Source organism: Pantoea sp. X-Soil-TKNS-1280 (assembly GCF_059730475.1).
The window spans coordinates 4,208,819-4,228,377 of sequence record NZ_AP035962.1; the positions used below are offsets into that span (position 1 = coordinate 4,208,819).

The following is a 19,559-nucleotide window of genomic DNA, read 5'->3' on the forward strand; positions in this document are numbered from 1 at the left end:
CGTTTCCGGGGGCCTTATGCTAAATATTGTTTTATTTGAACCTGAAATTCCGCCTAATACCGGCAATATCATCCGTCTCTGCGCCAATACTGGCTTTCAGTTGCACCTGATTGAACCTCTGGGTTTTGCCTGGGATGATAAGCGCCTGCGACGTGCCGGGCTGGATTACCACGAATTCACCGCCATCAGGCATCACGCTAACTATGCGGCATTTATTGCAGCTGAAGGGCCCCAGCGGTTGTTTGCACTCACCACCAAAGGCACCCCGGCGCATAGTGCTGTGCGTTATCAGGCTGGCGATTATCTGGTGTTTGGTCCGGAAAGCCGGGGGCTACCCGCAGAGATTCTTAACGCGCTGCCACCCGAGCAAAAAATTCGTATTCCGATGATGCCCGAAAGTCGCAGTATGAACCTGTCGAATGCGGTTTCAGTCGTAGTATATGAAGCGTGGCGCCAGCTTGATTATGCTGGCGCGCTGATCAAGAGCTAGATGCCGTCACCGAACTCAAAACCTGGAACGGTACCATTAAAGTGCTGATCCATGTCCATTGAGGGTTTATCGCTGGCAGGTTTACCGACAATGCGTGCCGGTACGCCTGCTGCCGTGGTATGCGGTGGTACCGGCTGAAGAACCACGGAACCGGCACCAATTTTGGCACCGCGCCCCACTTCGATATTGCCAAGTATTTTTGAACCCGCGCCAATCATCACCCCTTCACGAATCTTCGGATGACGATCGCCACTGGTTTTACCGGTACCGCCAAGGGTGACGTTTTGCAGGATGGAAACATCATTTTCTACGATGGCCGTTTCGCCGATCACGATGCCGGTGGCATGGTCGAGCATGATGCCATGACCAATGTTTGCAGCCGGGTGAATATCTACAGCAAATGAGACCGAGATTTCGTTTTGCAGGTAAACCGCCAGCGCACGGCGACCTTCCTTCCACAGCCAGTGACCAATACGATACGCCTGCAGGGCATGAAAACCTTTCAGATACAGCAGAGGCGTAGAATATTTATCAACGGCTGGGTCACGCTGACGCACCGCCTGTATATCATAGGCAGCAGAAACGATCATCGAAGGGTCTTCACGGTAGGCTTCTTCAACGATTTCGCGAATAGCGATGGCAGGCATAATCGGGTTAGCCAGTTTGTTTGCCAGCATATAGCTAAGTGCGCTGCCCAGGTTCTCGTGCTTCAGCAATGTCGCATGGAAGAAACTGGCCAGCATCGGTTCGCAGTCGGCCAGTGCCCTGGCTTCCGCTTTAATATTGTTCCAGACCAGTTCTAACTCTTCAGACGACATTGCTGTGTTCTCCCGATAAAAAAAGCGCCTGATGGGGCGCTCCAGGTGATGACGCTGGGCATCCTGCTTCAGCTTTGGCTGTTTTCGTCCTTCCTTGCACGGCCGAGTAAGCTCAATGCTGCCTCTCGCGCTGATTTTTCGCAATATAATACCTGATAAATTTGCTCGGTTATTGGCATTTCAACACCAACACGGGCAGCTAACGCTCTGACTTCTTTGGTATTTCTGTAACCTTCTACAACTTGTCCGATAATGCGTTGCGCCTCATCTACGTTCTCGCCCTGCCCCAGCATCATGCCGAAACGACGATTACGAGACTGATTATCGGTACACGTCAGCACCAGATCGCCCAACCCTGCCATCCCCATAAAGGTGGTAGGATCAGCCCCCAACGCTGCGCCGAGACGGCTCATTTCAGCCAGGCCACGGGTAATCAGTGCAGTGCGCGCATTTGCGCCAAAACCGATGCCATCAGAGATTCCGGCTCCGATCGCAATCACGTTTTTCACCGCACCACCCAGCTGCACGCCAATAAAGTCCGGGTTGTTATACACACGGAAACTTTTCCCACAGTGCAGCTTCTGCTGGAGATCGTCAGCAAACTGCGCATCCGTTGACGCCAGCGCAATCGCCGTTGGCATACCCGCCGCCAGCTCTTTAGCGAAAGTGGGCCCAGAGATCACGGCTAACGGGATGGTATCGCCGAGGATTTCACGTGCCACATCCTGCAGCAATCGCCCGGTTTCTTTTTCCAGACCTTTCGTCGCCCAAACGATACGCGAATCGCTACGCAAATGCGGCTTCAGCTGCAGCAGGACATCACCGAACACATGGCTCGGAACCACCACCAGCAGATCACGGCTGGCATTGACCACCTGTGCTAAATCGGTTTCAGGAACGAGGTTATCGGGAAAAGGAACGTCGGGCAGAAAAGCGGTGTTGCAGCGATCAGACTGGAGTTGCGCTACGCTTTGCGGGTTGTGGCCCCAGAGCAAAACCGGGTGACCATTGCGGGCCAGCGTGATGGCCAATGCGGTGCCGTACGAGCCGGCACCGATGACGCTAATCGAAGCGTTGAGTGTAGTCATCAGGCATCCTGATGTGGCGCGTCGCCTTCACCCTGCTGCTGTTGCAGATAGTTCATGAACAGCGCATCAAAGTTGACCGGTGCCAGGTTAAGCTGCGGGAAAGTACCGCGAGACACCAGGCTGGTAATGCATTCGCGCGCATACGGGAACAGGATGTTCGGGCAGTACGCACCAAGGCAATGTGCCATCTGAGTGCCTTCGATACCGCTGATAGTGAAAATACCGGCCTGCTGAACTTCACACAGGAACGCGGTTTCTTCACCGACGCTGGCCGTTACGGTAACACGCAGCACCACTTCATAGACTTCATCAGCCAGCTGAGAGGACGCGGTGTCCAGATCCAGCTTCACTTCCGGTTCCCACTCTTTCTGGAAAACCTGCGGCGCGTTCGGCGCTTCGAAAGAGACGTCTTTGGTGTAAACACGTTGAATCTGGAACTGCATTTCGTTGGTGCTATGTTCTGACATGTTACTAAATCCTGTTAGTTAGAATTGTGTGGCCGTTAAGTTATGCCTGTAATAAGGGATCAAGTCCCTGGCGCCCATCCAGCGCAAAGAGATCATCGCAGCCGCCAATATGCTGCGCATCGATAAATATCTGTGGAACGGTCGTTCTGCCGCTACGCTGAATCATCTCTTCACGTTTCACCGCGTCCCCATCAATAGGGATCTCCTGAAACGTCACACCTTTCTGATTAAGCAGCGCCTTCGCCCGGTGGCAATAAGGACAGGTCGTTTTGGTGTAAATCTCGACATTAGCCATGCAGTTACCTTTGCGAATTATTTACCGCGCACCAGCGGCAGGTTTTCACCGCTCCAGCCGCTCACGCCATCTTTCAGAACCGAAACCTGCGTGAAACCAGCGGCACTCAGCTGGGCTGCTGGTTCGCCAGCGCTCTGCCCGGTGGCACATACCACAATTATGGGCTGAGACTTATGCTTTTCCAGTTCGCCAAAGCTACCTTTTTTGATGTCTGCCGCCGCTACATTCAGCGCCCCAGAAATGTGTCCTTTGCGATAGTCGTCACGCGAACGAACGTCTACCACCACCGCGTCCTCTTTGTTAATCAGGCGGGTTGCTTCACCGCGACTGATGGTTTTTACCTTCGAGAACATTCCTTTAACGGTGGTTACAATCACCAGAACGAGTAAGACAACCCATGCCAGACTGAGGATGGGGTGATTGCTTGCAAACTGCATAATTTCTTGCATGAGGGGTAACGACTCCAGACCGGGCTAATAAGCTAAAACAAGGGTTCTGAGTATACCTGCGCCACCTCGCATGTACAGTCGCTAAGGGGCCAGAGTTACGATTTGTGCGTCATTTTCCAAAAAAAGTGTTCTAATCGCAAAATTAAGACAAAGTTTCTGCCTGTAAGCTGGGGAAGACATGTTTGGAAAAGCAAAACCCGGCCCGGGAAACTGGTAAGCGGCTGTTCATCGTGGAATAATTAGCGACTATGAAGGGAAAAGCGATTGTTTTACCAACAAGGACCTGTCACAACGGCCCAGCGCATCCGTTGTTAACACGCTGGTCCACATTCTCCCTCAGCCTGCTCTGCGCGGGCGCTCTGCTATTGCCGCCCATTGCCCACGGTGATGATGACAGCAAAACGCAACTGAAATCCATTCAGCAAAATATCGCCGAAAAAGAGAAAAGCGTGAAAGCGCAAAAATTGCAGCGCAGTAAGCTGCTGGATCAGCTGCAAAGCCAGGAGAAGGTTATTGCTCAGGCTAGCCGCCAGCTGCGTGAAACCCGCAATAGCCTCAGCGCCCTCGACAACGATATTGCCCAACTCAACGCCTCCATTGCCCGGCTGGAAAAACAGCAGGCACAGCAGGAAAAATTACTGGCCCAGCAGCTTGATGCCGCCTTTCGTCAGGGTCAGCACAACGGTTTACAGTTGCTACTGGGCGGTGAAGAGGCACAACGCAGCGAGCGTATTCTGGCCTATTTTGGCTATCTTAATGCTGCACGTCAGAAGAACATCGATGACCTGAAACAGACGCAGCAACAGCTCGCGGAGCAGCGTCAGTCGTTGCAGGGCAAACAACAGCAGCAAAAAAGTCTGTTAGCACAGCAGCAAACGCAGCAAACCAAACTTGAATCTGCAAGCGTTGCCCGCAAGAAAACCCTGACGGCACTGGAAAGTGCGCTGGAAAAAGACCAGGCTGACCTCGTAGAAATGCGCGAAAACGAGAGCCGTCTGCAGGACAAAATCGCCAAGGCGGAGCGTGAGGCCCGAGAGAGAGCCGAACGTGAAGCGCGTGAGGCGGAGAAAGTACGTCAGCGCCAGGCACAGGCCAAGGCCAAAGGATCAAGTTATCAGCCAACGCAAAGTGAGCGTGAGCTGATGGCCCGTACCGGGGGTCTGGGTCGGCCCGGAGGTCAGGCCGTCTGGCCAGTCCACGGGCGTGTTGAGCATCGCTTTGGGGAAACCATGCAGGGCGAACTGCGCTGGAAAGGTCTGGTGATTGACGCACCAGAAGGAACCGAAGTGAAAGCCATTGCCGATGGACGCGTACTGATGGCCGACTGGCTTCAGGGCTACGGTCTGGTTGTGGTACTGGAACACGGTAAAGGCGATATGAGTCTTTACGGCTACAACCAAAGTGCGCTGGTGAGTGTCGGTGCCCAGGTGAAGGCAGGACAGCCTATCGCTCTGGTGGGTACCAGCGGCGGCCGCGGCACGCCTTCGCTCTATTTTGAAATCCGGCGTCAGGGACAAGCCGTCAACCCACTACCGTGGTTAGGAAGATAAGCTTTGTTTCAACCTCATAAACTCCCGGCTGCGTTGTGTGGCCTGTTTTTGTCACTTTCCGCCCATGCGGGCAAACTTTCCATTGTGATTGACGACTTCGGCTATCGCCCGGTCGAAGAGAACAAAGTGTTGCAGATGCCCGCAGCCATTTCGGTTGCCGTCTTACCAAACGCCACCTTTGCCCGACAAATGGCGACCAAAGCGCATCAGAGTGGTCATGAAGTCCTTATCCATCTGCCAATGGCTCCTCTCAGCAAGCAGCCATTGGAGAAAGATACGCTCACGCCAGAGATGTCCAGTGCGGAAATTGCACGCATTATCCACGATGCGGTTGGCAAAGTGCCATATGCGGTGGGGCTGAATAACCACATGGGCAGCAAAATGACATCCAGCCTGCCAGGGATGCAGAAGGTGATGCAGGTACTAAATCAGTACAATTTCTACTTTCTCGACAGCATGACTATCGGCAACAGCCAGTCAATCCCGGCCGCTGAAGGAACGCATGTTAAGGTACTGAAGCGTCGGGTGTTTCTCGATGACAGCCAGAATGATGCAGCGATTCGCGAACAATTTAACCGCGCGGTGAAACTGGCGCAGCGCGATGGTTATGCCATTGCCATCGGGCATCCTCATCCCAATACGGTGCGGGTATTGCAGCAAATGCTGCCAACATTGCCTGCGGATATCACGCTGGTGCGTCCCAGCCAGTTGCTGAATGAGCCGTTACATCAGGGGTCCGGGCCAGCCAAACCGCAGCCCACTCCTGTACCTCATTTCCGTGCACCTGGTGTCTGTAAGGCCAGCAAACCGCTGCCACCCGTGCCACAAAGTCGGGCAGTATCTCTGCTCGCAGAGAGCATTCAGCAAAGTCCCTTTATCCGGAATCTGACAAATTTGTTCTGAGCTGCTTCCCATTGCCGCGCAGATAATGGAGAATTTTCTTCTGACCGCATTGCATCGTCAATGCGGTTAAACGATACCCAAACAGCATCGCCGGCAATGAAACTTAACCCAGATCAACCGGTCAAATAAGTTTCATTATAATCAGTGCATGAAGAACGAGTCAGTCAATGCGTAAGATCTGGAAAACCAAGCTGTTAGATAAGGCTATTGTTATTCACAATTTCGTGAAACGCCATCAGGTTGAAACATCCGTCGATTTTTCAGCATTGCGTCCTGCGCACATTTTAATTTTCTCGACCACCGCACTCGGCGACTTTCTTTTTAACACCCCGGCGATTCGCGCTGTTCGCAACCGTTATCCTGACGCAATCATTACACTTATCGCCCATCAGAAATTCGCTGAGTTTCTCCAGGAGGGTGATGACTGGGATAACCTGGTATTCTGGAATAATAAAGCCATCACCATCCCCGGCTTGTTAAAGCAATTAAAATCCTACCCCAAAGCCGAGCTGGCATTATTGCTACATTCGCATGAGCCTTATGATTATTTGTCCGCGATCATGGCTGGTGCGAAGTACATTATCAAGGATAACTATAAGGATAATGTGCCACTGCGTGACAAATGGTTGATTGATTATATCATTGCATTCAAAGGCCATATTATTGAACGTAAACTGCAATTAGTTCAGGCTCTGGGCTGTGACATAACCGATATAGAAATGAAGCTCCCCTTCCGGATCGCGGAAAAAAAGGTTCTCCCTTCACCTACAGTGGGTTTGCAGCTTGGGGCTTCTACGCCGGAACGCTGTTGGGCACCCGAAAACTTTGCGGCCATGACTCTACAGCTACTTGATCATTCTCCGCATTTATCTTTTGTGTTGATTGGTGGTCCCGGAGATAAAGGAAGAGCAGAAGCTTTTCTCAATCGGCTCCCTGAACAATATCATGATCGTATAGTTAATCGGGTCGGTGATACTTCCCTGCCCGAATTGTGCGCACTGATTAATGATTTTGATCTGTTGGTGACAGGAGATACCGGCCCCCTGCACATTGCCGTGACTGTAAAAACACCGACTCTGGGGTTATTCGTCACCGCTAACCCTTATGCTACTGGTGCCTTACAAAACCCAGAGTTGCATCATATGATTTATATTGGTCGTCAGAAATCACAGGATCATCTGGCCCATCTCATGGATGTCATTAAACCTGAGAGAGTTACAGAGCAGGTTGAACGAATTCTCAGAAAATTTCGCCCAGAAATTCAACTAATGAAACAATCTAACGGGTAAAATTATTCTCTGAATCATACGAATTTTTTTTCCAGGCTCGATGATATTAGCTATACTTCGACGAGGAAAAAGAAATTGCTCAGAGATGTTCATGGAATGACGGCATCTTCAGTTCAGTTACGAATTCGAAGAAGTAATAAACATCGACAGGTTCTGGTATGTTTTATGAACAGTAAGGTTTTATCGATTGTTGTCACAGCCCATAATCTGGAAGGGCATATTAAGAAAACTCTGGAAAGTATACTTCTGGCGGTTGGTAACAAAGTATCTTCTTGTGAGTTGATACTTATTGATGATGCTTCGGTCGATGGAACCAGCAATATTCTGCGTGAATTTGCGGATAAAAATGAGAACACTTTTTATTATCGCACAGAATTTAAAAATATCGGAAAAGTCAGAAACTTCGCCATTGATAAATGCCAGGGTGAATACATTACCATGGTCGATGGTGATGATCTGGTTTATGAAAAATCGCTAGCCAACATAATAGACTTCCTCGAGAATAACGACATAGACATTCTTATCTCTCCCCTTTATGAAATCAAAGGTGAGATTCCACTGCTCGACAACTGGCAATGGAAAGTCCCGAAGAAGATCACCCAGGATAATGCCATTGAAGAATTCCTTATTCACAAGAAATTCCAGGGTCATTTTATCGGAAAAATAGTCAATAAGTCTTTATTCAGGAATTCATGTTTTCCGGATTTTTTTTGTTATGAAGATATCGCGCTAATTCCTGAGATATTGAAAAAAGCAGCCAATGTCTATTTCTGCCAGCACGCTTTTTATATTTATATTAAGCAAGCTCATAGTCTTTCCAGTGCATTATCGGCAGAGAAACTTGAGTTAAAGGCGCAAGCATTATTAATGATGGATGCTGAATTTGGCAATCACTGGCGTCATCTGACCGCTATTCATGTGGTTCAGTTATTATATAAACATAAAAAACAGTTATCGGAAGCATCGCAGAGTGCGATGTACGATATTCTGCGTCAAACATCAGCCTCGAAATTCTTCCTTAGCTCAAGTGTCAGATTAAGCATAAAGAAAAAATACCTTATCCTTAAGTTGAAGATCCGTTAAATAGATTCCAGCCCATAAAAAATTAATGAGCTGGAATTGATGCTGACTGATTTATGACTGGAGAAGTTCGCTTAGTCTGGCATATACCACAGCAGATGAAACGGAAGACAAATTATTATCCTCAGCTTTCAAACTAAACTGATTTTTCCCATATCCACCAATCAGCCCCGGATCTGTCGGACCGTACAACGTAATATTTGGACGATCCAGCGCTGCCGTCAGGTGGCTCAACCCTGTGTCCACTGACACTACAGCACGCGCACCAGCCAGTTGACGGGCAACCTGTTCCAGCGTCAGGCGCGGCAGTACCTCAACATGGTCAAAGCCTTCAGCAAGGCGCAGAGCGCGTTGATGTTCATGCTCAGCCCCCCAGGGTAACTTCACGCGCAGCCCGGTTGATTGCACTAATTCAATCAGCTCACGCCAGTGAGTTTCCGGCCAATGTTTGTTGTCACGCGTTGTTGCATGCAAAAACACCAGATACTGCCCGGTATCTGCCGGAAGCTCCGTGAGAAAATGCCCTGCAATTGCATAATCACCCTGAGTAGCAGGTTTTTCATAGCCGAGGCTTTTCGCGAACAATTCACGCGTGCGTTCTACCGCATGTTGCTGCTTGTTGATTTCATGGCGTTTGTCGTACCACCAGCTGGCAAAGGGTTCACGAGCACTGCGGCTATCCTGGCCGTGTTTCACCCCTTTCGCCAGACGGGTGACCAGCGCTGCGCTTTTAATCAGCCCCTGTGCGTCAATCACCACGTCATACTCGCGCGCCTGTAACTCACGCTTAAACAACACGCGTTCTTCGCGTTGCTGGCTACCGAACCAATGCTTACGCCAGCGACGAATCCCCACTGGCAGCACTTTATCTACTGCCGGATGCCACGCCGGGATTTGGGCAAAATTTTCTTCCACAACCCAATCAAAACGAATGCCAGGAATCGCCTGCATTGCATCGGTCAACGCAGGCAGTGAGTGCAGGACATCGCCCATAGAAGAAGTTTTAACAATCAGGACGTGCATGTTTACTCCTGCGCCGCGTTGAGCAAAGCGCTTAATTCCTGATGCACGCGCGTGGGCTGAATGTCGATCAGGCTTTGATGATAGCCCTGTTCGGCATCGCCTTTGCGGACTTTGTGATAACCGGTGATCAGGCGAATAACGCGAGCCTGATGCGACAGTGGCGGGGTGAAATCGGGGCTGCTGGGGCCATATAATGCCACCAGCGGGCGGTTAAGAGCGGCTGCAATATGCATCAGACCGGAGTCATTGCTGACCACCGCAGCACAGTTCGCCAGCAGAATGACCGCCTGCTCCAGCTGCGTTTCACCCGCCAGGTTTTTACAGTGCGTACGTGCCACCTCGGGCAGAGTCTGAATGATGGTATCGCCAGTCTCGCGATCTTTGGCCGAACCAAACAGCACCACCTGATACCCTTCACCGATTAACTGTTCTGCCAGCGCGGCATAATGATAATGCGGCCAGCGTTTTGCCGGACCGAACTCCGCACCCGGGCAGAAGCCAATCGCAGGACGATCGGCAGAGAGCGCAAACTGTGCTGCCGTCATGCGCTTCTCATCTTCCTCTACCCGGAGCTGCGGCCACAATAAGGGTTGCGGCAACTGCTGCGCCGCAGCAACGGGTTTATCGTAGCCAAGCGCGACATAGCGCTCAACCATCAGCGGAAACGCGGCTTTATCCAGCACACGCACATCATTCAGCACACCGTAGCGCATCTCCCCACGCCAGCCGATACGGCGTTTAATACCGGCAAAAAACGGTACCAGCGCTGATTTGAAGGAGTTCGGCAGCACATAGGCGCGATCGTAACCGCTGGCCTGCAAGGTTTTGCCCAGACGGCGACGCTCACCCAGCGCCAGTGCGCCATGACCGAGCGGCATCGCCAGTGCCTGATTCACTTCCGGCATACGTGACAGCAGCGGACGGCACCAGGCGGGTGCCATGACATCAATAACAGCCTCAGGATGCTCAGCCTTGAGCGTGCGATAGAGACTTTGCGACATCATCATATCGCCGACCCAGGACGGGCCAATAACCAGAATTTTCATCGCTGCTGCCGATTTCCTTATGCGTTACGGTTCAGCCAGGCCATATATTCCGCAACACCAACGGCCACGGTTTTGAACGGTTTGTCATAACCTGCAGCGCGCAGTTTAGTCAGATCCGCCTGGGTATATGCCTGGTAACGGCCTTTCAGCTTGTCCGGGAACGGGATGTATTCAATCTCGCCTTGCTGATGGAATTTCAGCACCGCATCAGCCACTTCCTGGAAAGATTCCGCACGACCGGTACCGCAGTTGTAAATGCCGGAGATACCGTTTTCCCAGCACCACAGATTCACGGCGGCAACGTCATCAACGTGGATAAAATCGCGACGGAAATCGTCACTGCCTTCAAACAGCTTCGGGTTTTCGCCATTGCTGATTTGCGTGTTGAGATGGAAAGCCACGCTCGCCATGCTGCCTTTATGGCCTTCACGCGGACCGTAGACGTTAAAGTAACGGAAACCACATACCGGTGAGTCCGCTTCCGGCAGAATCTGGCGCACATAATGGTCGAACAACATTTTGGAGTAGCCATAAACATTCAGTGGCTGCTCATACTGACGTTCTTCGATGAAGTTGTCATTGCGGCCGCCGTAGGTGGCTGCGGAAGAGGCATACAGGAACGGAATTTCACGATCGAGACAGAAGTGCAGCAGATCTTTGGAATACTGATAGTTGTTATCCATCATGTATTTGCCGTCCCACTCGGTGGTGGACGAGCAGGCACCTTCATGGAATACCGCTTCGATCGGCCCCAGATCTTCACCGGACATGATGTAGCTGAGGAATTCCTCTTTATCCATGTAATCAGAGATGTCCAGATCCGCCAGATTCACGAACTTGGTGCCATCCTTCAGATTATCCACTACCAGAATGTCGGTATGACCGCGATCGTTCAACGCCTTGACGATGTTGCTGCCAATCATGCCAGCGCCACCCGTTACGATAATCATGTGCTTTGCCTTTAAACAGTTGGGGTAAACAGGAGGTTTCACCCACGAATATCTATCATCATAACATTTCAGCCCGCACCAGACAGCCAGATGACTCCGTAAGCCCGGCATATTTCCCACCCGTAGCGTGAACTATGCTGCAAAACGGAGATTTCATTGGCTGAAACGTCGTTAAACCGCTTTTCGATCAGTAATATGTGCCAAAATTTTGCTATCTGAGGAGCAGAATCATGTCCGATCAATTCTATTCGCAAATCCAGCAGCAACTTGAGACAACACGCCAGGAAGGATTGTTCAAACAGGAACGAACCATTACCTCGCCACAGCAGGCGGAAATCAGCGTTGCTCAGGGTCAGACGGTCATCAATTTTTGCGCCAATAACTATCTTGGTCTGGCGAACCATCCGACGCTGATTCAGGCGGCTAAAGAAGGGATGGATTCCCACGGTTTCGGCATGGCCTCAGTGCGCTTTATCTGTGGTACCCAGGATATCCACCAGCAGCTGGAACGCAAACTGGCCGATTTCCTCGGTATGGAAGATGCCATCCTGTTCTCCTCCTGTTTTGATGCCAACGGTGGCCTGTTTGAGACGCTGCTCGGCGCGGAAGATGCCATCATCTCCGATGCGCTCAATCACGCGTCGATCATTGATGGCGTTCGCCTGTGCAAAGCGCAGCGTTATCGCTATGCCAACAATGATATGAACGAATTACGTGTACGCCTGCAGGAAGCGCGGGACAAAGGCGCACGCCATATCCTGATCGCCACCGATGGCGTGTTTTCAATGGATGGCGTGATTGCCAACCTGCAGGGGATTTGCGACCTGGCAGATGAGTTTGATGCGCTGGTAATGGTCGATGATTCACACGCCGTCGGTTTTGTCGGTGCCTGTGGGCGTGGCACCCATGAATATTGTCACGTGATGGACCGCGTCGATATTCTGACCGGCACCCTGGGCAAAGCACTGGGCGGTGCATCAGGCGGTTATGTCGCCGCGAAAAAAGAGGTGGTGGAGTGGTTGCGTCAGCGTTCACGCCCTTATCTGTTCTCTAACTCACTGGCCCCGGCGATAGTGGCAGCTTCGCTGCGGGTGCTGGAAATGCTGAGTGAAGGCGATGGCCTGCGCCAGCGTCTGTGGGAAAACGCGCGCTATTTCCGCGAACAAATGGCCGCCGCCGGATTTACCCTGGCGGGTGCCGATCACGCCATCATTCCGGTGATGCTTGGCGATGCGAAGGTGGCGCAGGAGTTTGCCAGCCTGTTGCAACGCGAAGGCATTTACGTGACTGGCTTCTTCTATCCGGTCGTACCCAAAGGCCAGGCACGTATTCGTACCCAGATTTCTGCCGGCCATACCCAGGCACAGCTGGAGCAGGCGGTAGCGGCCTTTACCCGTATTGGTCAGCAGCTGGGCGTGATCGCCTGAGGAGCCGGGAATGAAAGCACTCGCGAAATTAAAAGCGGAAGAAGGCATCTGGATGGTGACCGATGCGCCGATTCCGGAACCAGGCCATAACGACCTGCTGATAAAAATCCGCAAAACCGCGATTTGCGGTACCGATATCCATATCTACAACTGGGACGACTGGTCACGGAAAACCATCCCGGTACCGATGATCACCGGCCACGAATACGTTGGCGAAGTGGTGGCCATCGGGCAGGAGGTGAAAGGTTTCACCATCGGCGACCGCGTCTCGGGCGAAGGTCATATTACCTGCGGCCACTGCCGTAACTGCCGTGCCGGACGCACCCATCTGTGCCGCAATACCGTCGGCGTGGGTGTTAATCGTCAGGGATGCTTCGCCGAGTATTTGGTCATTCCGGCCTTCAATGCCTTTAAAATCCCGGACAACATCTCCGACGAGCTGGCGGCCATTTTCGATCCCTTCGGCAATGCGGTGCATACCGCACTGTCGTTTGATCTGGTGGGCGAAGATGTGCTGATTTCCGGTGCGGGTCCGATAGGCATCATGGCCGCCGCCGTGTGTAAGCATGTCGGCGCACGCAATGTGGTGATCACCGACATCAACGAATATCGCCTCGGCCTGGCGCGTAACATGGGCGTGACGCGCGCGGTAAATGTGGCACAGGAGAATCTGCATGAAGTGATGGCTTCACTGGGGATGACCGAAGGCTTTGATGTCGGGCTGGAGATGTCTGGCGCGCCACCTGCCTTTCGCAGTCTGCTGGACGTAATGAACCACGGTGGCCGTATCGCGCTGCTCGGTATCCCGCCGGGGGAGATGGCGATTGACTGGAACCAGGTGATTTTCAAGGGGCTGTTTATCAAAGGGATCTACGGTCGTGAGATGTTTGAAACCTGGTACAAAATGGCAGCACTGATCCAATCCGGCCTCGATCTGACGCCTATCATCACTCATCGTTTCCCTATTGACGACTTCCAGCAGGGCTTTGATGAGATGCGTTCCGGCCACTCAGGCAAAGTGATACTGAGCTGGGATTAATTATCACCAGCGATAGCGCCCTGCCTTCCTAAACGGTATAAAGGGCGCTTCACTTAGCAATTCAGTCTGGATGTGACATGCGCATTTTAATGATTATTGATGGTTTACCGGGCGGCGGCGCAGAGAAAGTGGTGCTGACCCTTAGCGAATCGATTCATAAAATGGGGCATCACGTCACCCTCTACTCGCTGGCTGAAACCTGCGCCTATGCCCTGCCGGAAGGTGTCGAGTACCGCTTCATCACCCAGCACAGCAAGGCCCCGTGGCGTAAGCTGACTGAGTTGTCACGCCGCGCCAGAAAACTGGATGATGTTTTACGCCAGGATGAAGCGCAAAACGGCAAATATGACCTGATCATCTCCAACCTGCATAAAACCGACCGCATTGTGGCGCGTAGCCAGGCCATCGATCGTTCACGTTTATGGTTCTGCATTCATGGTGTGTTGTCATCAACCTATCTCGGCCATCGTAAGGGGCTGAATTACTGGTTCAAAAAACAGAAGATGGCGAGCATTTACCATGGCCGCAATATCACCGCCGTTTCCCAGGCCGTGCTGGACGACCTGGTGGATGTGATGGGGGTACGCACCGCAAAAACCGCGGTGATTAACAACCCCTTCGATTTACAGGCACTGCGCCAGCGCGCGGATGAACCCTGCGATCTGGCAGGTACTGACTATCTAATCAACGTAGCGCGTATTCACCCGCAAAAACGTCAGGACCGTCTGCTGGAAGCCTTTGCCCAATCAGGCCTTGCTGACCGGGCAAAATTGGTGCTGCTGGGCACCGGTACAGAAGAACGTATTGCCGCCGCCAAACAACTGGCGCAGAAACTGAATATCGCCGATCGCGTACTGTTCCTCGGTTTTCAGTCCAACCCTTTCCCGTACATCAAACATGCGCGTCTGATGGTGATGAGTTCTGACAGCGAAGGCTTTGGCAACGTGATTGTTGAATCGCTGATTTGCGGCACACCGGTGATCAGTACGCGCTGCCCGGGTGGCCCGGAAGAGATTCTGGTGAAAGCGGGGATGGCGGATATGCTGACGCCGATCGATGCTCAGGCGCTGGCCAGGAAAATGGTCGAGGTTTACGACCATTTACCGGCAATTAATGAACAGGCACTCAGCCTGTACGACGTGACGGCCATCAGCCGTCAGTATGTCGATCTAGCCGCCCGTTAACGCAGCGCGAGGCGCTGCCAGGCCTGCCAGACCGTTTCCGGTGAGATATCACTGCATTCGCCCGAAGCGGTCTGCATGATTTCATACTCGCCCGACCACGGATGCCAGATTTGTGCGTTGGTATCGCCAAAAAACACCACCTGCTTTTTATGCAATCCAGCCGCGATGTGCATCTGGCCGCCATCGCTGCATAAAATCTGCTCACAACCATCAAACCCAGCGATCAATTCACGAATCGAAGCCGTGGCATAACGTGCCAGTCGCGGGGAGTCCACCATTTGCATCAGCTCATCCGCCCGCGCCGCATCACCTTTATCGTTGGGATCCAGCGCCCCCTGCGGGGACCAGAACAGCAGCACGCGCGCCTGCTCATCTTCCAGCAACTGACGAATAAAAGTTGCGTAGGCAGCGACAGGCCAGCGTCGTTTCGGGCTACGACTGCTGATGTGCACGCCGTAGGTTTTGCCCGCACCAGGCAGCAATTGCGCCACCCGCGCGCTTGCCTGTGCGCGTTCCACATCAGAAAGATAAAGGTTCACCTGTGGCACTTCAGGCGCGTTCTGGGTTAACGCGGAAAGGTAGGAATAGGTGTGTTCCACCTGGTGAGTGCCATGAAAGTCCTGTTTCTGGAAAGGATGATCCAGCACGGCATCCGCCTGGGCAGCACCGATAATATTGTGCGCACCGGCCATTTTAGCCAGCCGCAGGCTGTATTTGCAGGGCACCGGGTTTGCCAGGATCGTGGCGTCGAAACGGGTTTTACGCAAGGCGAGCATGATTTTGACGCGTTGCCAGTATACGCCCAGCGTCGTTTCGTTTTTGCCGCGATGTTTCGCCTTTTTATACACAAATAACCGATCAACGTTGGGATTATGGTCCACCACATCCTCGGCGATTTTATTCACCAGCAGGGTCAGTTTAGCGTCGGGAAAGGCCTGCTTCAGACCCTCCAGCAATGGCGTGGTGCACACCATATCGCCAATGTTGTCACGCCTGATAACTAAAATATTCTTCATGTTGCTGCCCAGAGTTAACTTGCTTTCGCCCGGAAAATTGGCCCTGAAATGATCGCAAAATGCTGAAAACCCTCGGGACCAACTCTTTTTGACCATTAATGTGCAAAAAGTTCTGAATTGCCTGGTAATAATTAATGTCAGGATTTCGTTAATAATTCATTAAAACAATACAGAACAATGTCGCTAAACAACCCTGTCCTTTCCATCATCACCCCGATGTATAACGCCGGAGAGATGCTGGAAACGTTTATACAATCGCTGCTGGCCCAGACTCTGACCGGTCTGGAGATCATTATTGTCAACGATGGTTCGACTGATGGTTCCGGGGAACGTGCAGAGACTTACGCACAGCAGCACCCGCATATCAGGGTGGTTCATCAACCTAATGGTGGTGTATCACGCGCCCGTAATGCCGGGCTGGCTATCGCACGCGGTAAATATGTCACCTTTCCCGATGCTGATGACACCATGCATCCGACGATGTATCAGACATTAGTGGAGATGGCGGAACAGGATAATCTTGATGCTGCCCAATGTAACGCCGCACGTTTTTTTCAGACCAGCCAGAAAACCAAACCGCTGATTCCGCTCGACCGCCTGACCAGCACCGGGGTACTCAGTGGCCCGGAGTGGCTCAGCAAAGCGCTGAACACCCATCGTTATTTGCATGTGGTGTGGCTGGGCATCTATCGCCGCACAATAATCGAACAACAACAGCTTACTTTTGAACCTGGCCTGCATCATCAGGACATTCCCTGGACCACCGAATTTATGCTGAACGCTCAGCGGGTGCGCTACACCGACCAGGTGTTGTACCGCTATTACATGCACGATGCCTCAATCAGCAATCGTAAACGTACCGGTGAACGCAATGTGGCTTATCAACGTCACTACCTGAAAATTGCCAGGATGCTGGAGGAGATCAATGCGCGTTACCAGCATAAGGTGAGAATCTACCCGGCGTTTCATTATCAGATCACCCATGAAGCACTGAGCGTCTGCCATAGCATCAGGCGCGAGCCAGAAGCGAGTGCACGTCAGGCAATTATTCATGACCTCTTCGCCACCCAAACGCACAAACGAATGTTGCGCAATGCGCGCGGCATAAAACAATGGTATCAACTGTTGTTGTGGCTGAGCCGTATTTATCGCTGGCGAGAGAAATAAGCGCCGCGCCTGACTTTCACCCCTGGGGGGTTTGCCCTACAATCAGCTCACTGAATTCTGAGATCATTTGAGTATGGCAAGCCCGATTCCAGACCACTTTGCACCCCAAAACATTCTGCTAATTAAGCTGCGCCATCATGGTGATATGCTACTGACCACCCCTGCGATTAATGCTCTCCGGCAGCGTTATCCGCAGGCCAACATTGACGTTCTGCTCTACAAAGAAACGCGCCCGATGCTGGAAGCGCACCCCGCCATACGTCAGCTGCATATTATCGATCGTAACTGGAAAAAAGAGGGCGGATGGCAGAAGTTACGCCATGAGATGGCGCTGATTTCAGCGGTACGGACCTGTCATTATGACCTGGTGATCAATCTCGCCGATCAGTGGCGCAGTGCCATCATCACCGCTTTTTCCGGCGCTCCGGTACGTATCGGTTTCGCCTTTAACAAACGCGATAATGCATTCTGGCGCTGGTGCCATAACCAGCTGGTCAGCACCGCCGACCACGGCACATTACACACCGTAGAACAGAATATGTCGGCGCTGGCTCCGCTCGGCATCAATGCCGCAGGCGCTACAGCCTCGATGCATTTCAGCGCCGCCGACCAGCAAAAAGTGCAGCAGATGCTGGCTCAGCATCAGGTCAGCGCGTCTTATGTGGTGGTACAGCCCACCTCTCGCTGGGAATTCAAATGCTGGGATGATGAGAAAGTCGCTCAGATGGTCGACACGCTGGCTGCTGACGGCCACACCATCGTGCTAACCGCTGCACCGGATAAAAAAGAGCTGGCGATGATTGAACGTATTCAGTCGCTGTGTCAGAACGACAACATCGTGTCGCTGGCTGGCCAGTTCTCTTTACCTCAGCTGGCTGCGTTAATCGCGGGTGCCCGGCTGTTTATTGGCGTCGATTCTGCGCCAATGCATATGGCTGCGGCGCTACAGACGCCCTGCCTGGCGCTGTTTGGTCCGACGAAATTGCAGTTCTGGCGTCCCTGGGGTAATAACAATCGCGTCATCTGGGCCGGTGATTATGGCCCCCTGCCTGACCCTGACTCGATCAATACCAAAACCGACCAGCGTTATTTGTCGGCGATTCCGGTTGCAGATGTCGTCGCCGCCGCAAGGAGCTTTTTGCATGACTAAGTTACGCCTGGCGATTGTCCGTCAGAAGTATCGTCCGGATGGCGGTGCCGAGCGTTTTATCTCACGCGCGCTGGAAGCCCTCGACAGTGAACAACTTGATCTGAATATCATCACCCGCAGCTGGCAAGGTACGCCCAATCCGGCATGGCATCTGCATATTTGTAATCCGGCAAAATTCGGGCGGATTTCACGCGAGCGGGGCTTTGCCCGGGCGGCACGAGCCTGCTGGGAGCGGGAGAAGTTTGATATTGTGCAGAGCCATGAGCGCATTGCCGGATGCGATATCTTTCGCGCCGGGGATGGCGTACACCGTGTCTGGCTGGAGCAGCGGGCGCGCATCGTCTCAGGCTGGCAGCGGCTGAGCGCCACGTTGAGCCCCTATCATCGTTATGTGTTACAGGCGGAAAGCGAGATGTTCAATGCACCGTCGCTGAAGGCGGTGATTTGTAACTCGGAGATGGTGAAGCAGGACATTTTGCGTTGTTTTACGCTGGATGCCCGCAAGATTCATGTCATTCACAACGCGATTGATAGCCAGCGTTTTCAGCCCGCGACCGAAGCGCAACGTCACGCATCACGCCAGCAGCTGAATCTGCCGCAGGATGCCACTGTGATGATTTACGTCGGCTCCGGTTTTGAACGCAAAGGGTTAAAGTCAGCGATTGAAGCGGTTGCACGTAGCGATCGCTACCTGATTGTGGTCGGCCAGGACAAACAGCTGACGCGGTATCAACAGCTGGCGAATCAGCTGAACTGTCTCGATCGTTTGCGTTTTGTTGGTGTGCAGCAGGATGTGCAGCCGTTTTACCATGCCGCCGATGCGCTGTTGTTGCCAACGCTCTATGATCCTTTTCCGAATGTGGTGCTGGAAGCGATGGCCTGTGGCCTGGCGGTGATTACCAGCACGGGCTGCGGTGGTGCCGAATTTATCCAGGCTGGTCAGGAAGGCTTCGTCTGTGATGCTTTGGATATCAAGGCATTAAATGAGGCGGTGCTGGCGATACCTTCCCTTTCGCAGAATTCCGCGCTGGGTGAGGCCGCACGCCGCAGAATTGAACCTTATGGTCCGAAACGTCTGGCACAGGCGTTGACCTCGCTTTATCAGCAAGTGTTACAGCCGGTTTGATG

The 19,559-nt window shown here is 52.5% G+C and carries 20 protein-coding genes; 11 read left to right on the plus strand and 9 right to left on the minus strand.

Translation table 11 applies throughout. The annotated features are described in order from the left end of the window. Nucleotides 1–16: 16 nt before the first annotated feature. Complete coding sequence (gene trmL / locus AC6I8X_RS19640; protein ID WP_497840327.1) at nucleotides 17–490, plus strand: tRNA (uridine(34)/cytosine(34)/5-carboxymethylaminomethyluridine(34)-2'-O)-methyltransferase TrmL; 474 nt, start codon at nucleotides 17–19, stop codon at nucleotides 488–490. Here trmL and cysE read toward each other — a convergent pair. The 5 genes from cysE to AC6I8X_RS19665 form a co-directional block, all read right to left on the minus strand. Further along, nucleotides 487–1,308, minus strand: coding sequence for a serine O-acetyltransferase (gene cysE / locus AC6I8X_RS19645; RefSeq protein WP_084877917.1), 822 nt, complete (start codon nucleotides 1,306–1,308; stop codon nucleotides 487–489). The two genes, trmL and cysE, sit on opposite strands and share 4 nt — an antisense overlap. Before the next feature lie 68 nt (nucleotides 1,309–1,376). Continuing rightward, nucleotides 1,377–2,396, minus strand: coding sequence for an NAD(P)H-dependent glycerol-3-phosphate dehydrogenase (gene gpsA / locus AC6I8X_RS19650; protein WP_497840328.1), 1,020 nt, complete (start codon nucleotides 2,394–2,396; stop codon nucleotides 1,377–1,379). Beyond that, nucleotides 2,396–2,863 carry a protein-export chaperone SecB gene (gene secB, locus AC6I8X_RS19655; protein ID WP_013511010.1) on the minus strand — a complete coding sequence of 156 codons (468 nt, stop codon included), beginning with the start codon at nucleotides 2,861–2,863 and terminating at the stop codon, nucleotides 2,396–2,398. The genes gpsA and secB overlap by 1 nt, the downstream gene beginning before the upstream one ends. 40 nt (nucleotides 2,864–2,903) lie before the next feature. Beyond that, entirely contained in the window at nucleotides 2,904–3,158 is a 255-nt protein-coding gene (grxC, locus tag AC6I8X_RS19660) for a glutaredoxin 3 (RefSeq protein WP_208716910.1), read from the minus strand. 17 nt (nucleotides 3,159–3,175) lie between these two features. Beyond that, nucleotides 3,176–3,607, minus strand: coding sequence for a rhodanese-like domain-containing protein (locus AC6I8X_RS19665; RefSeq protein WP_013511012.1), 432 nt, complete (start codon nucleotides 3,605–3,607; stop codon nucleotides 3,176–3,178). Between the two features lie 248 nt (nucleotides 3,608–3,855). Between AC6I8X_RS19665 and envC the strand changes: the two genes are divergently transcribed. The 4 genes from envC to AC6I8X_RS19685 all read left to right on the plus strand — a co-directional run bounded on the left by envC (nucleotide 3,856) and on the right by AC6I8X_RS19685 (nucleotide 8,432). Beyond that, nucleotides 3,856–5,157: a murein hydrolase activator EnvC gene (gene envC / locus AC6I8X_RS19670; RefSeq protein ID WP_313681795.1), complete on the plus strand. Its 1,302-nt coding sequence runs from the start codon at nucleotides 3,856–3,858 to the stop codon at nucleotides 5,155–5,157. 3 nt (nucleotides 5,158–5,160) lie between these two features. Next, nucleotides 5,161–6,060, plus strand: coding sequence for a divergent polysaccharide deacetylase family protein (locus tag AC6I8X_RS19675; protein WP_299448524.1), 900 nt, complete (start codon nucleotides 5,161–5,163; stop codon nucleotides 6,058–6,060). Nucleotides 6,061–6,227: 167 nt separating this feature from the next. Continuing rightward, on the plus strand, nucleotides 6,228–7,349 hold the full coding sequence (locus AC6I8X_RS19680; RefSeq protein WP_313681793.1) for a glycosyltransferase family 9 protein: 1,122 nt from the start codon (nucleotides 6,228–6,230) through the stop codon (nucleotides 7,347–7,349). Between the two features lie 165 nt (nucleotides 7,350–7,514). After that, the gene (locus AC6I8X_RS19685; protein ID WP_313681791.1) at nucleotides 7,515–8,432 is read left to right on the plus strand and encodes a glycosyltransferase family 2 protein; all 918 of its coding nucleotides are present in this window, start codon (nucleotides 7,515–7,517) and stop codon (nucleotides 8,430–8,432) included. Nucleotides 8,433–8,483: 51 nt separating this feature from the next. Here AC6I8X_RS19685 and rfaC read toward each other — a convergent pair whose 3' ends face one another. The 3 genes from rfaC to rfaD are packed head-to-tail and all read right to left on the minus strand — an operon-like array spanning nucleotide 8,484 to nucleotide 11,448. Beyond that, complete coding sequence (rfaC, locus tag AC6I8X_RS19690; protein ID WP_313681789.1) at nucleotides 8,484–9,452, minus strand: lipopolysaccharide heptosyltransferase RfaC; 969 nt, start codon at nucleotides 9,450–9,452, stop codon at nucleotides 8,484–8,486. 2 nt (nucleotides 9,453–9,454) lie between these two features. Next, the gene (rfaF, locus tag AC6I8X_RS19695; protein WP_313681787.1) at nucleotides 9,455–10,498 is read right to left on the minus strand and encodes an ADP-heptose--LPS heptosyltransferase RfaF; all 1,044 of its coding nucleotides are present in this window, start codon (nucleotides 10,496–10,498) and stop codon (nucleotides 9,455–9,457) included. Between the two features lie 17 nt (nucleotides 10,499–10,515). Continuing rightward, nucleotides 10,516–11,448 carry an ADP-glyceromanno-heptose 6-epimerase gene (gene rfaD, locus AC6I8X_RS19700; RefSeq protein WP_299448534.1) on the minus strand — a complete coding sequence of 311 codons (933 nt, stop codon included), beginning with the start codon at nucleotides 11,446–11,448 and terminating at the stop codon, nucleotides 10,516–10,518. Between the two features lie 230 nt (nucleotides 11,449–11,678). On the opposite strand from rfaD, the gene AC6I8X_RS19705 reads away from it, so the two are divergent. From AC6I8X_RS19705 to AC6I8X_RS19715, 3 genes are all read left to right on the plus strand, one after another. After that, nucleotides 11,679–12,875: a glycine C-acetyltransferase gene (locus tag AC6I8X_RS19705; RefSeq protein ID WP_313681784.1), complete on the plus strand. Its 1,197-nt coding sequence runs from the start codon at nucleotides 11,679–11,681 to the stop codon at nucleotides 12,873–12,875. A gap of 10 nt (nucleotides 12,876–12,885) precedes the next feature. Continuing rightward, nucleotides 12,886–13,914, plus strand: coding sequence for an L-threonine 3-dehydrogenase (gene tdh, locus AC6I8X_RS19710; RefSeq protein WP_313681781.1), 1,029 nt, complete (start codon nucleotides 12,886–12,888; stop codon nucleotides 13,912–13,914). Between the two features lie 77 nt (nucleotides 13,915–13,991). Further along, the gene (locus tag AC6I8X_RS19715) at nucleotides 13,992–15,098 is read left to right on the plus strand and encodes a glycosyltransferase (protein ID WP_497840329.1); all 1,107 of its coding nucleotides are present in this window, start codon (nucleotides 13,992–13,994) and stop codon (nucleotides 15,096–15,098) included. Here AC6I8X_RS19715 and AC6I8X_RS19720 read toward each other — a convergent pair. Beyond that, the gene (locus AC6I8X_RS19720; RefSeq protein ID WP_313681777.1) at nucleotides 15,095–16,114 is read right to left on the minus strand and encodes a glycosyltransferase family 9 protein; all 1,020 of its coding nucleotides are present in this window, start codon (nucleotides 16,112–16,114) and stop codon (nucleotides 15,095–15,097) included. The two genes, AC6I8X_RS19715 and AC6I8X_RS19720, sit on opposite strands and share 4 nt — an antisense overlap. A 177-nt stretch (nucleotides 16,115–16,291) precedes the next feature. On the opposite strand from AC6I8X_RS19720, the gene AC6I8X_RS19725 reads away from it, so the two are divergent. From AC6I8X_RS19725 to AC6I8X_RS19735, 3 genes are all read left to right on the plus strand, one after another. Beyond that, nucleotides 16,292–17,281: a glycosyltransferase gene (locus AC6I8X_RS19725; RefSeq protein ID WP_313681775.1), complete on the plus strand. Its 990-nt coding sequence runs from the start codon at nucleotides 16,292–16,294 to the stop codon at nucleotides 17,279–17,281. Between the two features lie 73 nt (nucleotides 17,282–17,354). Next, nucleotides 17,355–18,431: a putative lipopolysaccharide heptosyltransferase III gene (gene rfaQ / locus AC6I8X_RS19730; protein WP_497840330.1), complete on the plus strand. Its 1,077-nt coding sequence runs from the start codon at nucleotides 17,355–17,357 to the stop codon at nucleotides 18,429–18,431. After that, nucleotides 18,424–19,557, plus strand: a complete 1,134-nt coding sequence (locus tag AC6I8X_RS19735) for a glycosyltransferase family 4 protein (protein ID WP_497840331.1) — start codon at nucleotides 18,424–18,426, stop codon at nucleotides 19,555–19,557. The genes rfaQ and AC6I8X_RS19735 overlap by 8 nt, the downstream gene beginning before the upstream one ends. Nucleotides 19,558–19,559: the final 2 nt, after the last annotated feature.